This window comes from Flavobacterium oncorhynchi (genome assembly GCF_002217355.1).
Lineage (GTDB): Bacteria > Bacteroidota > Bacteroidia > Flavobacteriales > Flavobacteriaceae > Flavobacterium > Flavobacterium oncorhynchi.
In genome coordinates, this window is record NZ_MUHA01000035.1 from 1 (window position 1) to 15,930 (window position 15,930).

The 15,930-nt window shown below is 31.5% G+C and carries 16 protein-coding genes; all 16 read left to right on the forward strand.

Annotated features, from left to right (window positions below):
- Positions 1 to 480: DUF6913 domain-containing protein (locus tag B0A75_RS19560; protein ID WP_123872419.1), on the forward strand; the 480-nt coding region annotated here is incomplete at its 5' end.
- Between the two features lie 13 nt (positions 481 to 493).
- Positions 494 to 1,372 (forward strand): 4-hydroxy-tetrahydrodipicolinate synthase, encoded by an 879-nt coding sequence (dapA, locus tag B0A75_RS19565; protein ID WP_089055953.1) that lies wholly within the window; start codon positions 494 to 496, stop codon positions 1,370 to 1,372.
- A 138-nt stretch (positions 1,373 to 1,510) separates the two neighbouring features.
- Entirely contained in the window at positions 1,511 to 2,305 is a 795-nt protein-coding gene (locus tag B0A75_RS19570) for an outer membrane protein assembly factor BamD (protein WP_089055954.1), read from the forward strand.
- Positions 2,306 to 2,313: 8 nt separating this feature from the next.
- Positions 2,314 to 2,631 (forward strand): DNA-directed RNA polymerase subunit omega, encoded by a 318-nt coding sequence (locus tag B0A75_RS19575; RefSeq protein ID WP_008463064.1) that lies wholly within the window; start codon positions 2,314 to 2,316, stop codon positions 2,629 to 2,631.
- A gap of 9 nt (positions 2,632 to 2,640) precedes the next feature.
- Entirely contained in the window at positions 2,641 to 3,852 is a 1,212-nt protein-coding gene (gene coaBC, locus B0A75_RS19580) for a bifunctional phosphopantothenoylcysteine decarboxylase/phosphopantothenate--cysteine ligase CoaBC (RefSeq protein WP_089055955.1), read from the forward strand.
- Positions 3,853 to 3,919: 67 nt separating this feature from the next.
- On the forward strand, positions 3,920 to 4,804 hold the full coding sequence (gene porD, locus B0A75_RS19585) for a type IX secretion system protein PorD (RefSeq protein WP_089055956.1): 885 nt from the start codon (positions 3,920 to 3,922) through the stop codon (positions 4,802 to 4,804).
- A 51-nt stretch (positions 4,805 to 4,855) separates the two neighbouring features.
- Positions 4,856 to 6,508, forward strand: a complete 1,653-nt coding sequence (recN, locus tag B0A75_RS19590; protein ID WP_089055957.1) for a DNA repair protein RecN — start codon at positions 4,856 to 4,858, stop codon at positions 6,506 to 6,508.
- Positions 6,509 to 6,613: 105 nt separating this feature from the next.
- Entirely contained in the window at positions 6,614 to 7,804 is a 1,191-nt protein-coding gene (fabV, locus tag B0A75_RS19595) for an enoyl-ACP reductase FabV (RefSeq protein ID WP_089055958.1), read from the forward strand.
- 121 nt (positions 7,805 to 7,925) lie between these two features.
- Positions 7,926 to 8,924 (forward strand): glycosyltransferase, encoded by a 999-nt coding sequence (locus B0A75_RS19600; RefSeq protein WP_089055959.1) that lies wholly within the window; start codon positions 7,926 to 7,928, stop codon positions 8,922 to 8,924.
- Positions 8,925 to 8,927: 3 nt separating this feature from the next.
- Positions 8,928 to 9,524: a dephospho-CoA kinase gene (gene coaE, locus B0A75_RS19605; RefSeq protein ID WP_089055960.1), complete on the forward strand. Its 597-nt coding sequence runs from the start codon at positions 8,928 to 8,930 to the stop codon at positions 9,522 to 9,524.
- A 59-nt stretch (positions 9,525 to 9,583) separates the two neighbouring features.
- Entirely contained in the window at positions 9,584 to 11,170 is a 1,587-nt protein-coding gene (locus tag B0A75_RS19610; RefSeq protein WP_089055961.1) for a sensor histidine kinase, read from the forward strand.
- Positions 11,171 to 11,173: 3 nt separating this feature from the next.
- On the forward strand, positions 11,174 to 11,890 hold the full coding sequence (locus B0A75_RS19615) for a response regulator transcription factor (protein WP_071637402.1): 717 nt from the start codon (positions 11,174 to 11,176) through the stop codon (positions 11,888 to 11,890).
- A gap of 754 nt (positions 11,891 to 12,644) precedes the next feature.
- Positions 12,645 to 14,036, forward strand: coding sequence for an RtcB family protein (locus B0A75_RS19620; RefSeq protein WP_089055962.1), 1,392 nt, complete (start codon positions 12,645 to 12,647; stop codon positions 14,034 to 14,036).
- Positions 14,037 to 14,046: 10 nt separating this feature from the next.
- Positions 14,047 to 14,658 (forward strand): hypothetical protein, encoded by a 612-nt coding sequence (locus B0A75_RS19625; RefSeq protein ID WP_089055963.1) that lies wholly within the window; start codon positions 14,047 to 14,049, stop codon positions 14,656 to 14,658.
- The gene (gene prfH / locus B0A75_RS19630) at positions 14,646 to 15,338 is read left to right on the forward strand and encodes a peptide chain release factor H (protein ID WP_089055964.1); all 693 of its coding nucleotides are present in this window, start codon (positions 14,646 to 14,648) and stop codon (positions 15,336 to 15,338) included. The genes B0A75_RS19625 and prfH overlap by 13 nt, the downstream gene beginning before the upstream one ends.
- Positions 15,322 to 15,849 (forward strand): hypothetical protein, encoded by a 528-nt coding sequence (locus B0A75_RS19635; RefSeq protein WP_089055965.1) that lies wholly within the window; start codon positions 15,322 to 15,324, stop codon positions 15,847 to 15,849. Before prfH ends, B0A75_RS19635 begins: the two co-directional genes overlap by 17 nt.
- Positions 15,850 to 15,930: the final 81 nt, after the last annotated feature.

Genomic DNA, 15,930 nt, shown 5'->3' on the forward strand with positions numbered 1-15,930 from the left:
AAAAAATCATTAAAAAATAACTTGAATAATCTCAAAAACGAAGTCTTTACAAGCAATGTGCAAACAATTGGTTTATTGGTTGATGAAAGCAAATTTCAGTATTCTAAAGAGTTAGTAAAAGAATTAACCCTTTATGGAATTGCTGCTGAAAACATAAAAATCGTTGCGTACAGAGATAAATTTAAGATAAAAGAAACGTATTCAGAACCTACTTTTGGTAAAAATCATATCAATTGGAAAGCCGAGATTACAGAAAATTTTTTAAACGAATTTATCGAAACAGAATTTGATCTTTTGATTAGTTATTACGAAATCGAAAAAGCAATTTTGATGATGATTACCAATAATTCAAAAGCTAAATTCAAAGTAGGATTTGCTTCAGTAGACAATAGATTAAATCGCTGGATGATTAAAACCGAAATAGAGAATTATAAACTTTTCATTAAGGAATTGTTTAAGTATTTAAAAAGTATAAAATAAATTATAAATTAATATGCAATCATTAATAGGAACTGGTGTTGCACTTGTGACCCCATTTAAAAAAGACTTTTCAATAGATATCGAAGCCTTACAGCGTATCGTTAATTTTTCGATAGATGGAGGAGTTGAATATCTTGTAGTTATGGGAACAACAGCAGAAAACGCTACCTTAACACAAGAAGAGAAAGAGTTAGTTATAAACACTGTTATCGATGTTAATAAAGGAAGACTGCCTCTAGTTCTTGGAGTAGGAGGAAACAATACTCTGCAGATTGTAGAAGAATTAAAAACAAGAGATTTTTCAGCTTTTGAAGCTATACTTTCTGTTTCACCATATTATAATAAGCCAACGCAAGAAGGAATTTACCAGCATTTTAAAGCAATTGCAGAAGCATCGCCAGTACCGGTAATTTTGTATAACGTACCAGGAAGAACAGCAAGTAATATGCTGCCGTCTACAGTAGTTCGTTTAGCAAATGATTTTAGTAATGTAGTTGCCATAAAAGAAGCTGCTGGAGATATGGCTCAAGCAATGCAGATTATCAAAGATGCACCAAAAGATTTCTTGGTAATTTCAGGAGATGATATGATTGCTTTACCGATTGTTTTAGCAGGAGGAGCAGGTGTAATTTCAGTAATTGGACAAGGTTTTCCTAAAGAATTTTCAGAAATGATTCGTTTAGGATTGAATAAAAAAGTAAATGAAGCGTTTAAAACGCAATATTTATTGTCAGATTGTATCGATATGATTTTTGAGCAGGGAAATCCAGCAGGAATTAAACAAATCTTTCAAGCTCTTGGTATTGCTGATAATACAGTGCGTCTGCCTCTAGTAACTGTTGATGATTCATTAGCTCAAAGATTAAATGATTTTGTAAAAGCGAGTATTTAGTAACTCTAAGATTATCGGTATTTTATTATACGAAAAAATATTTTGCATTCGCTAAATTAATAACTAAATTTGCCACCGAAACTTCGGTGTGATTTTGCTTTGGCATAACGTCTAAGGAATCATAATAAAAGTAAGAAAATGAAAAAACTAGTATCTCTATTAATTATTGTTGCCCTTTTTTGTTCTTGTAGTGAATACCAAAAAGTGTTAAAAAATGAAGACGTCGCAGCAAAATTTGAAATGGCTACAAAAATGTATGATGCTGGAAAATATTCAAAAGCAATTCGTCTTTTTGAGCAATTAGCGCCTACATATAGAGGTAAACCTCAAGCAGAAAAGCTTTTTTATATGTTTTCGCAGTCTTACTATAAAACAAAACAATATTATTTAGCTGGATATCAATTCGAAAGTTTTGTGTCAGGTTATCCACGAAGTGAAAAAGTACAAGAAGCAGCTTTCTTAGGTGCTTTTAGTTACTCAAAATTAGCACCCGTTTACAGTTTAGACCAAGCAGATACGGTAAAAGCATTAGAGAAATTACAAGCTTTTATTGATAATTATCCAAACTCAGAATATCTTGCTCAAGCAAATGAAGCTGTAAAGATATTAAATGGAAAGTTAGAGAAAAAAGCCTACGAGAATGCTAAAGGATATAATACAATTTCAGATTACAAATCAGCACTAGTTGCATTTGATAATTTTATTGCAGACTTTCCAGGAACACCGTTTAAAGAAGATGCTTTGTTTTACAAATACGATTCAGCATATCAATTAGCAATTAATAGTATTCCATCAAAAATGGAAGAACGTTTAAACGTTGCAAAAGTGGCTTACAATAACTTGATAAAGTTTAAAAGCGATACAAAGTACAAAGAAAAGGCAGAAGAAATGAATGCCAGAGTTGAAACAGATTTACAAAAATTTACTAAATAAATAAAGTCATGGATTTAAAAAAGACGAATGCTCCTGTTAACACAATAACTTACAATAAAACAGTTATTGAAGAGCCAACAGGAAATGTGTATGAAGCAATTACCATTATGGCTAAAAGAGCAAATCAAATTAATTCTGAAATTAAAAAAGAATTAACTGAGAAATTAGAAGAGTTTGCTACTTACAATGACAGTCTTGAAGAAGTTTTTGAAAATAAAGAGCAAATTGAAGTTTCTAAATTTTACGAAAAATTGCCAAAACCACACGCTCTAGCTGTTCAAGAATGGTTAGATGGTAAAACTTACCATAGAAGTTCAAATAAATAATATAGTATAATGTCAGTTTTAAACGGGAAGAAAATTTTACTAGGAGTTTCTGGTGGAATTGCAGCGTATAAAACAGCCTCATTAGTACGACTTTTTATAAAAGCAGGTGCACATGTCCAAGTGATAATGACACCTGCTTCTAAGGATTTTGTAACCCCGCTTACATTATCTACCTTATCAAAAAATCCTGTACATTCTAATTTCTTTAATCAGGACGATGAAGATGCTGTATGGAACAATCATGTAGAATTGGCTCTTTGGGCTGATTTAATGTTGATTGCTCCCGCAACTGCTAATACATTGTCGAAAATGGCTAATGGTAATTGCGATAATCTTTTAATCGCAGCCTATTTGTCGGCTAAATGTCCTGTTTATTTTGCTCCGGCAATGGATTTAGATATGTATAAACACCCATCAACATTGTCTAGTTTTACTTCTTTAAAACAGTTTGGAAACATTATGATTCCTGCTGAAAATGGTGAGCTTGCAAGTGGTTTGTCTGGTGAAGGACGTATGGCTGAACCAGAAAATATTATCGCTTTTTTAGAGGCTGATTTAGAAAGTAAATTGCCTTTGAGAGGAAAAAAAATACTAGTTACCGCTGGACCAACATACGAAGCAATAGATCCTGTGCGTTTTATAGGAAATCATTCCTCAGGAAAAATGGGGTTTGATATTGCAAATGAAGCTTCAAAACTTGGAGCCGAAGTTGTTTTAGTTGCAGGGCCAACACATTTAAAAGTTAAAAACCAGTCTATAGAAGTTGTAAACGTTACGTCTGCACAAGATATGTATGATGCCTGTCATTTGCATTTTAAAAACTCTGATGTAGTGATTGCAGCAGCAGCAGTTGCAGATTATAGGCCAAAGGAAGTTGCTTTACAGAAAATCAAGAAAGATTCAAGCGAATTTTCGATTGAGCTGGAAAAAACAAAAGATATTTTGTCATCTTTGGGAGCAGCTAAGGAAAAACAGTTTTTAATAGGTTTTGCTTTAGAAACTGAAAATGAAATTGAAAATGCTAAGCTGAAAATTCAGAAAAAAAACTTAGATTTGATTGTTTTAAATTCCTTACAAGATGAAGGAGCTGGATTTAAAAAAGAAACTAATAAAGTTACTTTTATTGATAAAAATTTCAAGATCGAGCCAATGGAATTAAAATCGAAGGAATTTGTAGCAATCGATATTTTAAAGAAAGTAGTTTCGTTTTTCTCGAAATAGTTAGGATTTAATACAGCATCTTAAAGCAAATTTAAGATTACTGTTTATAGCAGTTAATATTTTTTATATGAATAAAATAGTTACTCTTTTAGCGTTTTTAATTTTTGGCTTTACACAAGCGCAACAACTAAATTGTATAGTAACTATTAATACTGAAAGATTGCCAAATCCTAATCAGCAGGTTTTTAAAACACTGCAGACGGCTTTGTCTGAATTTGTAAACAAAACAGATTGGACAGGTTCTGTTTTAAAACAGAATGAGCGAATTAATTGTTCAATGTATATTACACTTTCATCTAACAGCTCAGATCAATTTACAGGAACAATACAAGTACAGTCTTCTCGATTGATTTTTAATTCAACCTATTCTTCACCAGTTTTGAATTATAATGATAAAGATTTCAACTTTAAATACACAGAATACGAACCTTTATTGTTTAATCCATCTGTTTATGAATCCAACTTAGTTTCTGTAATATCATTTTACAGTTATTTAATTTTAGGAATGGATGCAGACACGTTTCAAATGGGAGCAGGAAATCAATATCTTGAAACCGCTCAAAATATTGCAAACGTTGCACAGCAAGGAGGTTTTAAAGGATGGAATCAGTCTGATGGACTTCAAAACCGTTATTATTTAATTAATGATATGGTTTCTCCCATGTTTAGTGATTTGCGCCAGGTAACTTATGCATATCACACAGGTTTGGATGGAATGAGTCTTGATTTGAAAAGTTCAAAAGAGAAAGTGAAAAATGCAATTTTAATTATTGGAAGGTTAAATACAGTTAAGCCAAATGCTTTTTTAACTAGAATATTTTTTGATGCAAAATCAGATGAAATTGTTTCTATTTTTTCTGGAGGTCCAAGCATTCCAATTTCTGATTTAACAGATGTTTTAAATAAAGTTTCGCCATTAAATTCTTCAAAATGGTCTCAAATAAAGTTTTAATAGCTTTATTTCTTATTTTTTCATTAGCTTAAATATTTATAAATTTCCCCTATGATAACTTCACTGTCAATTAAAAATTATGCCCTTATTGAAAAGCTTTCAATTGATTTTTCAAAAGGATTTTCTATAATTACAGGAGAAACAGGAGCTGGTAAATCTATTATACTAGGTGCAATTGGTTTGGTTTTAGGAAAAAGAGCTGATCTTACATCGTTAAAAAATAAAGAAGAAAAGTGTGTCATAGAAGCTCAGTTTGAAATTTCTAAATACAATCTAAAAGAGTTTTTTGAGACAAACGATTTAGATTACGAAGATGAAACCATAATTCGTCGTGAGATTTTACCTTCTGGAAAATCTCGCGCCTTTATAAATGACAGTCCTGTGAACCTGCAGGAATTACAAGATTTAAGTTTATTTTTAATAGATATTCATTCACAGCAGCAAACTCAGGAATTATCAGAGGAAAGTGTTCAGTTTAAAATTATTGATGCAATTGCGAACAACGGAGATACAATTGCAGTATATCAAAATTTATTAAAAGTTTATAAATCAGATAAATCAAAACTTAATGCCTTGCTTAAAAAACAAAGCGATTCAGGAAAAGAGCAGGAGTACAATACTTTTTTACTGAATGAGTTGGTTTCGGCTAAATTAAAATCTGGTGAACAAGCAGAATTAGAATCTGATTTTGAAAAACTTAATAATGTTGAAATTATTAAAGAATCAATAGATAAATCACTTGTAATTGCAAACGAAGAACAATTTGGAGTTTTTCATAATTTAAATGAAATTAAAGGATCGCTGCAAAAAATAGCACCTTTTTCTGCTGAATATCAAAACTTGTTTGAAAGAATAACAAGTTTGTCTATCGAGTTTGATGATATTTCTAAAGAGTTACAAAATGCCGTTGAAAAATTAGTAAACGATCCAGAGCAATTAGAAGCAATCAGTCAAAAATTGCAGTTAATTTTTAACCTTCAGAAAAAGCACCACGCTGCTTCTGTAGAAGAATTACTTCAAATTCAGGAAGATTTAGGGAATACATTGCTTGAATTAGATAATATTGAAGAAGAAATAGAATCACTTTCAAAAGCAATAGAACAAAAAGCAGCCGAATTGAATGAATTTGCAACTGTAATTCATAAAAATAGAATTGATGCAATTCCGGTTTTATCCAATCAATTAATAACTATTTTAGATACGTTAGGAATGCCTAATGTTCGCTTTAAAATTGAATTGATTCCATCAGAGACTTATTTTCAGAATGGAAAAGATGAATTGCAGTTTTTGTTCGCAGCCAATAAAGGAACTGATTTTGGATTGCTGAAAAAAGTTGCCTCTGGAGGAGAGATGTCTCGTATTATGCTTGCAGTAAAAGCAATATTAGCTCAATATTCAAAATTACCTACTTTAATTTTTGATGAAATTGATACAGGAGTTTCTGGAGAAATTGCTATTAGAATGGGCGAGATTATGAAAGAAATGAGTTTAAAAATGCAAATTTTTGCCATTACGCATTTGCCTCAAATTGCTGCAAAAGGCGATTCGCACTTTAAAGTTTTTAAATCAATAATCGATGATGCTACACAGTCAGAATTAAAGCTTTTGTCTCAGGACGAAAGAGTTATAGAGATTGCGCAAATGTTATCTGGGGCGGTGGTTTCAGATTCAGCTTTAAATCATGCTAAAGCCTTGTTGAACTAAAGAAATAATTTATATTTGCCATCTAAAAACGTATTAAACAAACGAAATTAGTTTATCATTTGTGATTATTAATGAGAAGCTTATTTACGAATAAATAAAAAAAGTATGATTATAGAGCCTAGAATGAGAGGATTTATTTGTTTGACAGCCCATCCAAAGGGAGCCGAACAGAATGTTAAAAATCAAATAGAATATATCAAATCAAAAGGTGCAATCGCTGGTGCAAAAAAAGTACTGGTTATTGGTGCTTCAACAGGTTTTGGATTAGCTTCAAGAATTACAAGTGCTTTTGGATCTGATGCTGCGACAATTGGAGTGTTTTTTGAAAAACCACCGGTTGAAGGAAAAACAGCTTCTCCAGGTTGGTATAATTCTGCTGCATTTGAAACAGAAGCTCATAAAGCAGGTTTATATGCAAAAAGTATCAACGGCGATGCTTTTTCAAACGAAATAAAAAGAGAAACATTAGATTTAATTAAAGCTGATTTAGGACAAGTAGATCTTGTAATTTATAGTTTAGCTTCACCAGTGCGTACAAATCCTAATACAGGAGTTTTACACCGTTCGGTTTTAAAACCTATTGGACAAACTTTTACAAATAAAACAGTTGATTTTCATACAGGAAATGTAACCGAAGTTTCAATCGCTCCTGCAAACGAGGAAGATATTGAAAATACAGTTGCAGTTATGGGTGGTGAAGACTGGGCTATGTGGATGGATGCTTTAAAAAATGAAAATTTATTGGCAGACGGCGCTACAACAATTGCCTATTCTTATATTGGGCCTGAACTTACAGAAGCTGTTTATCGTAAAGGTACAATCGGACGTGCAAAAGATCATTTAGAAGCAACGGCATTTACAATTACAGACAGTTTAAAATCTATTGGAGGAAAAGCTTATGTTTCTGTAAACAAAGCATTAGTTACACAAGCAAGTTCTGCAATTCCAGTTATTCCATTGTATATTTCTCTTCTTTACAAAATCATGAAAGAAGAAGGTATTCACGAAGGTTGTATTGAGCAGATTCAGCGTTTATTTCAAGATAGATTGTATTCTGGTTCTGAAGTTCCAACAGACGAAAAAGGAAGAATTAGAATTGACGATTGGGAAATGCGTGAAGATGTTCAGGCAAAAGTAGCTGAACTTTGGAAAGAAGCTACGACAGAAACATTACCAGCTATTGGAGACTTAGCAGGTTATAGAAATGATTTCTTAAATTTATTTGGATTTGAATTTGCTGGAGTTGACTACAAAGCTGAAGCAAATGAGATAGTTAATATTGAAAGTATCAAATAAATAAAAATTAACATAAGTAAAAAACCATCAACCAAAAGTTGATGGTTTTTTTATGAATATAGCATATCTTTGTTAAAATTTTTAAAGTTTAAAATATACAATTTAATACCGCATTCCCATTATGATTTTTTCTTTAGTTATACCTGTGTATAATCGTCCAGATGAAGTAGATGAACTTTTAGAAAGTCTTTCAAAATCTGATTATAATGAAGCTTTTGAGATTGTCCTTGTTGAAGACGGGTCGACAATTCCTTGTAAAGATGTTGTAATGACTTATCAAGGAAAATTAAATATTTCATACTATTTTAAAGAAAATTCCGGACCGGGTGATTCTAGAAATTTTGGAATGCAGAAGGCAAGAGGAGATTATTTTATCATATTCGATTCAGATTGTATAATACCTCCAAATTACCTAAGTGAAGTTCGTAAAGCTTTAAATGAAGATTATGTTGATTGTTTTGGCGGTCCAGATAAAGCATTAGATAGTTTTTCAGACATACAAAAAGCAATCAATTTTGCAATGACATCTTTCCTGACAACAGGAGGAATTCGTGGTGGTTCTGAAAAAATTAATAAGTTTCAGCCGCGAAGTTTTAATATGGGAATTTCGAAAAAAGCATTTGAAGCTTCTAAAGGATTTGGTAATATTCATCCTGGGGAAGATCCAGATTTATCCATTCGTTTGTGGAATTTAGGATTCGAAACCAGATTATTTCCTGACGCCTATGTATATCATAAACGCAGAATCGATTGGGAGAAATTCTCGATACAAGTTAATAAATTCGGAAAAGCCCGTCCAATATTAAATAGTTGGTATCCAGAGCATAAAAAGGTGACTTTTTGGTTTCCTACATTATTTATATTGGGTCTATTATTAGCTTTTTTACTGTTAATATTTAATATTGATATTTTATTACAATTATATTTTGTATATTTCGTTATAATTTTTCTTACAGCAACTATTCAGAATAAAAGCATTAAAATTGGATATCTATCTGTAATTGCAGTTTGGAAACAGTTTTACGGATACGGAAGAGGTTTTTTAGAGTCTTTCATAAAAGTTGGTTTATTAAAGAGAAAACCACAAGAAGCTTTTCCTCGTATGTTTTTTAAAGTATAATTCATGGTTAAAGTCATTGGTTTAACAGGCGGAATTGGAAGCGGTAAAACTACAATTGCTATTTTTTTTAAAGAAAAAGGTGTGCCGGTTTATATAGCCGATAATGAAGCCAAAAAAGTAATGCAGTCGATTGAAATTATAGATCAAATAAAAAGTGTTTTTGGCGAAACTCTTTTTGAAAACAATATTTTAAATAGAGCAAAACTTGCTGAAATCGTATTTAATAATGCAGATAAGCTCGCTCAGCTAAATGCTATTGTGCATCCAGCGGTAAAAAAAGATTTTGAAAATTGGCTCCAGCAGCATAAAAACGATCAATATGTGGTTTATGAAGCTGCTATTTTATTTGAAAGTGGAAGATATAAAGAGTGTGATTACATTGTTACTGTAACAGCTCCAATTGAAGTACGTATTGAAAGAGTAATAAAGCGCGACAATACTACAAGAGAACAGGTTTTAAGCCGAATGGAAATGCAGTGGAATGATGAAAAACGAATTTCTTTGAGCAATTTTGTTATTAATAACAGTAATCTTAAAATTGCTAACGAAGAAGTTGTTAAAATTCTTAAAATTTTAAATATAAAACAAAATCAGTCTTAAATGTTAATATTTGGTTAATGTATTATTTAGTATATTGTTAAAATATTAATTTTGTTTCGATGAATAAATTATTTTTTAGAATACTTGTTTTATTGATGAGCTTGTCCTTAATAGGGATAATTCTAGTACAGGTATTTTGGTTCAATTCTTCGTTTAAAAATAACGAAGAGCAGTTTAAATACCACGTTACACAAGTGATCGGGAATGTTGCCGATAAGCTTGAACAGCAAGAAGAGTACAGTTTTTACGATAAATATAATCGCATTAAAGACAGTACAGGGAAAATTCCAAAAAAAGAAGATTTATTGCAGGTTTTTTATGTTCAGAGGAATGCAAAGACGAATAAAACTATCATCTACTCAAATACATTAACTTCTGAAGATTATGATATAAGCGGTTCGCTTTTTAATAAAAAATTCAGCAGTGAACGATTTAAAAATTTTAGCACAAAAAGAGTAACTGAAGTTTATAACAATAATAACGGTATTGATAATAATAATTTAGGACAGAGTTTAATACCTGATCTAAAGATTGAAAAATCAGGTAGTTTAGATATTCTTAATAAAGTTCAACAGCAAATTCAATATAAAGATATTGCGTCATTAACCCCAATTGATGGCAGAATTACAAAAGATAAACTCTATAAACTCTTAAGGAAAGAATTAGAAGAATACGGCGTTAAAACCAAATTTGAATTTGGAGTTTACAGCAGCGGCGTTCCAACTAAAATAAAGTCGGATGGATTTCATTACGACAAAGAGGCAACGTATAGTATTCCAATTTTTACAGATAACGAAGGAAATAGTAAATATCAGTTATCAGTTACATTTCCACATAAAAAGAAATTTTTGTTATCTGAATTGTTAAGCATTACGATTTTATCGATCGTTTTTACATTGATTATTATAATAGCTTATACGAGTGCATTAAATCAGTTGCTGCGCCAAAAACATATTTCTGAAATCAAAACCGATTTTATAAATAATATGACGCATGAGTTTAAAACTCCAATTGCAACCATAAATTTAGCACTGGATGCAATTCGGAATCCAAAAATTATTGAAGATAAAGAAAAGGTTTATCGTTATCTTCAAATGATTCGGGATGAGAATAAGAGAATGCATGCACAAGTTGAGAATGTATTGCGAATTTCTAAACTTGAAAAGCGAGAATTAGATATTACAAAAGAGCCAACTGTAATTACTGAGATAATTGATGATGCAATTGAGCACGTAAATTTAATTTTAGAAGATAGAAAAGGGACTGTTGTAAGACATTATAATGCGGCCAGAACCACCTGTTTGATAAATGAAGTACATTTTACAAACGTATTGGTTAATATTTTAGAAAATGCGATAAAATATTCACCAGATATTCCTGAAATTGAAATTTTTACAGAGAATGTGAAAGACATGATTCTGATAAAAGTAAAAGACAATGGATTAGGTATGAGTAAAATTGCTCAGAAAAGAGTTTTTGAGAAATTTTACAGAGAACATACAGGAGATTTACATAACGTAAAAGGACATGGTTTAGGTCTTGCTTACGTAAAAAGAATTGTAGAAGACCACAATGGTCAAGTATATGTTGAAAGTGAAAAAGGAAAAGGTAGCACCTTTATAATAAAAATACCATTAATAAATTAAAATATGGAAAATAATAACAAAAGAATACTTTTAGTAGAAGATGACCTTAATTTTGGGGCAGTTCTTAAAGATTATCTAATGTTAAATGACTTTGAAGTTACTTTAGCTAAAAACGGTATGGAAGGTTTCGAGAAATTCAAAAAAGATGTATATGATTTATGCATTCTGGATGTAATGATGCCTTATAAAGATGGTTACACTTTAGCCAAAGAAATCAGAGAAAAAAACAGTGAAGTGCCTATTATCTTCTTAACAGCAAAATCTATGAAAGAGGATGTGTTAAAAGGATACAAAGCTGGTGCTGACGATTATTTGAATAAGCCTTTTGATTCAGAAGTTTTATTGATGAAAATCAAAGCAATTATTCAGAGAAAATCTGCTGATACAAAAGCAGAACAAGTTCAATTTGAGTTTAATATTGGTAAATTCCACCTTAATTCTAAACTTAGATTTTTAACTTTTGAAAACGAAGAACCAATAAAATTATCTCCAAAAGAGAACGAACTGCTTAAAATGTTGATTCTTCATGAAAATGACTTAATGCCAAGAGAATTAGCATTAACAAAAATCTGGAGAGATGATAACTACTTTACTTCAAGAAGTATGGACGTTTACATCGCTAAACTTAGAAAATATCTAAAAGCAGATGAAGATGTTGAAATTTTAAATATCCACGGAGAAGGTTTCAGATTAGTTGTAAAAAGTAAAGTTTCTGAATAATAAATTCACCTAAAAAAAATATAAGCTCTGAGAAATCAGAGCTTTTTTTTATGCCCAAAAAGCTTTAGTACGTAATCTTGTCATTTCGACGAAGGAGAAATCACACTAGAAATTCCGCAAACAAAATAGCCAATCTTTTTGAATTACGGGTGTGATTTCTCCTTCGTCGAAATGACAAATGTGATGAGAAATTTTGGAATTTGGAGTTTGTTTTTGTTGAAATTTCTTAATTTGGAGCTATTTCCTGCTATCCGCTTGTATCTTTTTCTTGCTAAAGGAGCAAGAAAAAGGATACCGCTTCTATCAGGGCTAGGGCTTTAGTTTTCAGATAGATATTTGCGTTTTAATAAGTTCTAAAAACATGCTAATTTATTTTCTAAAGAATTTTCTTTAAAATAAATTTGGAAATTCAAAAAACAATTCTGAATATTTGCAGACGAAAAAATAATAACCCTTTTAAAAACGAAGAAAAATGTTTGTACTTACATCAACATCACAAAGCTTCACACCAAACAGATTTGGTGCAGCGCTTCTTCGTGGCTTATTTCAATCTTAGAAATACATTTTTAGATATATTAAAAAAGCCCGAAGACATTTAGTTTCGGGCTTTTTTTATTCTAGACACTTCAAATTTTCCCGAAAGAATAATTTAACAACTATCCGAAAGGATTTAAGATTTCGCATGTTTATTTCATTTTGAACCATTTTACGTTCGATTTGATTTGAGCTTGTCCAACAAATAATTAAATAATTTATGGGAAATAAATTAACTGGAAAAGACCTGATTAAATTAGGTTTTCCAAAGAATAATTCAATAAATATCGCCTTAGGGCAGATAAACAGATATAGAAAAAGAGAAAAAAAAGAATCTATTCTAACAGAAGCAAAAGATGTTTTGTTAAATCCCGAAAAGTACGAAGGAAATGGAACTTGGGGTAAAGTGGCTGAAGGTTTAATAAAGCCAGTTCAAGTAAGAATGCATCAGCTTAAAACAACAAGAGCGCCTTTTACCATTTTTGGTGAAAATGAAATAGACCAACAGGCAAAATTTCAATTATATGATTCTTTGAAACTACCAGTTTCAGTTGCTGGAGCATTAATGCCAGATGCGCATTCGGGATATGGATTGCCAATTGGCGGAGTTTTAGCAACAGATAATACTGTAATTCCTTACGGAGTTGGAGTTGATATTGGATGTCGAATGAGTCTTTCAATTTTCGATTTACCAGCTTCTCATTTCAAAGGAAAAGAACATCAACTAGAAGCTATTTTAAAAGACAAGACAAAATTTGGGATGTATGAAACACATGTTTCAAGAGTTGATCATGAAGTGTTTTATAAAAGTGAATTTCAGGATATTCCGTTACTAAAGAATCTTTTGCCAAAAGCCTATAAACAATTAGGAAGTTCAGGCGGAGGAAACCATTTTGTAGAGTTTGGAATAGCTAAAATTGAAAATCCAGAGAATGAGTGGAAGCTTGATAAAGGTGAGTATTTTGCTGTTCTTTCGCACAGTGGCTCTCGTGGTTTAGGCGCAAATATTGCGAAGCATTACACGTATTTGGCAACAAAACAATGTCCGTTACCTAAAAATGTACAGCATTTAGCTTGGTTAGATTTAAATACACATGATGGTCAGGAATATTGGCTGGCGATGAATTTAGCAGGAGAATATGCAAAAGCTTGTCACGATGATATTCACAGACGAATTGCCAAAGCAATTGGAAAAAGAGTAGTGGTAACGATTGAAAACCACCACAATTTTGCTTGGAAAGAAATGGTAAACGGTCAGGAATGCATTGTGCATAGAAAAGGTGCAACTCCTGCGGCAGAAGGTCAGTTGGGAATTATTCCTGGTTCAATGACTGCACCTGGCTACATTGTAAAAGGAAAGGGAAATGCAGAGAGTTTAAATTCTGCTTCACATGGTGCCGGACGTTTGTTTTCAAGAGCGAAATGTAAAAGTACATTTACGCAAAGTGAAATTAAAAAGGTTTTGAAAGCGAATGATGTAACATTGATTGGAGGAAATATTGACGAAGCGCCAATGGCATATAAAGACATTACAAAAGTGATGGCAAATCAAACCGATTTGGTTGAAGTTTTAGGAACTTTTACGCCGAAGATTGTTAGAATGGATTGTTAAAAAGTAGATTATGGAAAGATTTCAAGATGAAAATAAATGGTTAGGGAATTTTTACAATGAGATTTTTGTAAAATGCCCAAAATGTGAATCTAGAGCCATTGTAAAGAGCGTACCAAAGAAAGATTGTGAATGTGGAAAATGCATAACAATGATTTTTGAGTGTAAACATTGCTTTTACAAAATGGATGAACCTATTTATCAATATGTGGCATATGGGAAAGAGTATTGTAATAATTGCTTTGAAAAATTCGAATATAAGTCTCAACCATTAAAGGAAAAACCGTTAATGTATAAAACAAAATGCCCGCATTGTAATTTTCAAGAGGATTGGAAAACAAAGGTTTATAGAGTTCGAAAGGAACTAAAGCATGATGATGGTTTGGTAAAAGAATGTTGGTATAATTTACCACTGTGGTTTCAAAAAGAAGTCAATGATAGTATTTTTTGGGCTTATAATCAAGATCATATTGATTATTTAGAAAGATACATTCAAGCTGATTTAAGAGAACGTAATTCAAAAATGAACGTTACTTCAAGTTTAGTTTCTCGTTTGCCACAATTTGTAAAAGCAGCAAAAAACAGAGAGAAACTGCTTAAAATTTTAAGAAAATGGAAAGAATAATTCAAATAACAGCAGGTCGCGGACCTGCAGAATGCACTTGGGTTGCTGCCCAAGTGCTTAAAAAAGTTTTGGAAGAAGCACAAGATCAACAATTAGATGTTGTTTTGCTTCAGAGGGAAACAGGACAGGAAAATGGAACGGTTGAAACAGCATCAATTGCTGTAAAAGGAATAGATGCAGAAAATTTTGTGAATTCTTGGGTTGGTACGATTCAGTGGATTGGTCAGAGTCAGTTTAGAAAAATGCACAAACGCAAGAACTGGTTTATTGGGATTTTTGAAATCGAACCGCAAAAAAATGTGTCAGTTTCAGAAAATGATATTCAATATCAGGCAATGCGTAGTTCTGGAGCAGGAGGCCAGCACGTGAACAAAGTGAGTTCGGCAATTCGTGCAACACATATTCCAACAGGAATTGCAGTTGTGGCAATGGACAGTCGTTCACAGCACCAAAACAAAAAATTAGCAACAGAAAGATTATTAAAAAAATTAGAAGACGAAAAACTAACTCAGCTTAAAAATCATGTAGGGAAACAATGGGAAAATCAGTTGAATATTCAGCGAGGGAATCCTATTAGAGTTTTTACCGGAAGTGATTTTAAAAAGAATAAAATAGAGAAAACCTATAAAGCAACTCGTCAGAAATTAAAAAACGATTTACATAATGAAAACAATAGATAAATATCTTTTTCAGGCTTTGGATAACTATCCGTATTCGCTTGAGGAAACAATTGAATCTTTAGATTATGCTTTTTCTTATGATGCAAAAAATACTATGGTTTTGTGTTTGTACGGAAGAATTCAGGCTGAGCAGTTAATGAATTACGAAGATGCAAAATTGTATTTTCAGGAAGCTCTGGCTATTAATATTTATGCGTTTGAAGTGTATCCGCATTATTTGCAGACTTTAATTTTAAATGAAGATTATGAAGAAGCTCAAAAGCTAATCGATTTTGCTTTGACGATAAAAGGAATTAATAAATCTGATATTTATGTGAAGAAAGCGATTCTTTTTGAAGCTCAAAAGGAATTTAAAAAAGCATTAAAAGAAATTAAAAATGCAAAATTATGCAGTTTACAGTTTGCTTTTGATTCTGATATTAGTGAAGTAGAGAAGAGAATTAAAGGAAAAATAGATTTGTTAAAGAAGAAAAAGAATTCTAAAAAGAATTCTAAAGAGAAATCGAAATGATTTTGATGAAAAAACGATGCATATTGCATCGTTTTTTTGTTTTTTAGATAAAGTTTGTCATTTCGACGGAGGAGAAATCTT

Excerpts from the sequence above, each read along its gene's own strand:
- dapA (WP_089055953.1), top strand. The coding sequence starts at position 494 with ATGCAATCATTAATAGGAACTGGTGTTGCACTTGTGACCCCATTTAAA.
- B0A75_RS19570 (WP_089055954.1), top strand. The coding sequence starts at position 1,511 with ATGAAAAAACTAGTATCTCTATTAATTATTGTTGCCCTTTTTTGTTCT.
- B0A75_RS19575 (WP_008463064.1), top strand. The coding sequence starts at position 2,314 with ATGGATTTAAAAAAGACGAATGCTCCTGTTAACACAATAACTTACAAT.
- coaBC (WP_089055955.1), top strand. The coding sequence starts at position 2,641 with ATGTCAGTTTTAAACGGGAAGAAAATTTTACTAGGAGTTTCTGGTGGA.
- porD (WP_089055956.1), top strand. The coding sequence starts at position 3,920 with ATGAATAAAATAGTTACTCTTTTAGCGTTTTTAATTTTTGGCTTTACA.
- recN (WP_089055957.1), top strand. The coding sequence starts at position 4,856 with ATGATAACTTCACTGTCAATTAAAAATTATGCCCTTATTGAAAAGCTT.
- fabV (WP_089055958.1), top strand. The coding sequence starts at position 6,614 with ATGATTATAGAGCCTAGAATGAGAGGATTTATTTGTTTGACAGCCCAT.
- B0A75_RS19600 (WP_089055959.1), top strand. The coding sequence starts at position 7,926 with ATGATTTTTTCTTTAGTTATACCTGTGTATAATCGTCCAGATGAAGTA.
- coaE (WP_089055960.1), top strand. The coding sequence starts at position 8,928 with ATGGTTAAAGTCATTGGTTTAACAGGCGGAATTGGAAGCGGTAAAACT.
- B0A75_RS19610 (WP_089055961.1), top strand. The coding sequence starts at position 9,584 with ATGAATAAATTATTTTTTAGAATACTTGTTTTATTGATGAGCTTGTCC.
- B0A75_RS19615 (WP_071637402.1), top strand. The coding sequence starts at position 11,174 with ATGGAAAATAATAACAAAAGAATACTTTTAGTAGAAGATGACCTTAAT.
- B0A75_RS19620 (WP_089055962.1), top strand. The coding sequence starts at position 12,645 with ATGGGAAATAAATTAACTGGAAAAGACCTGATTAAATTAGGTTTTCCA.
- B0A75_RS19625 (WP_089055963.1), top strand. The coding sequence starts at position 14,047 with ATGGAAAGATTTCAAGATGAAAATAAATGGTTAGGGAATTTTTACAAT.
- prfH (WP_089055964.1), top strand. The coding sequence starts at position 14,646 with ATGGAAAGAATAATTCAAATAACAGCAGGTCGCGGACCTGCAGAATGC.
- B0A75_RS19635 (WP_089055965.1), top strand. The coding sequence starts at position 15,322 with ATGAAAACAATAGATAAATATCTTTTTCAGGCTTTGGATAACTATCCG.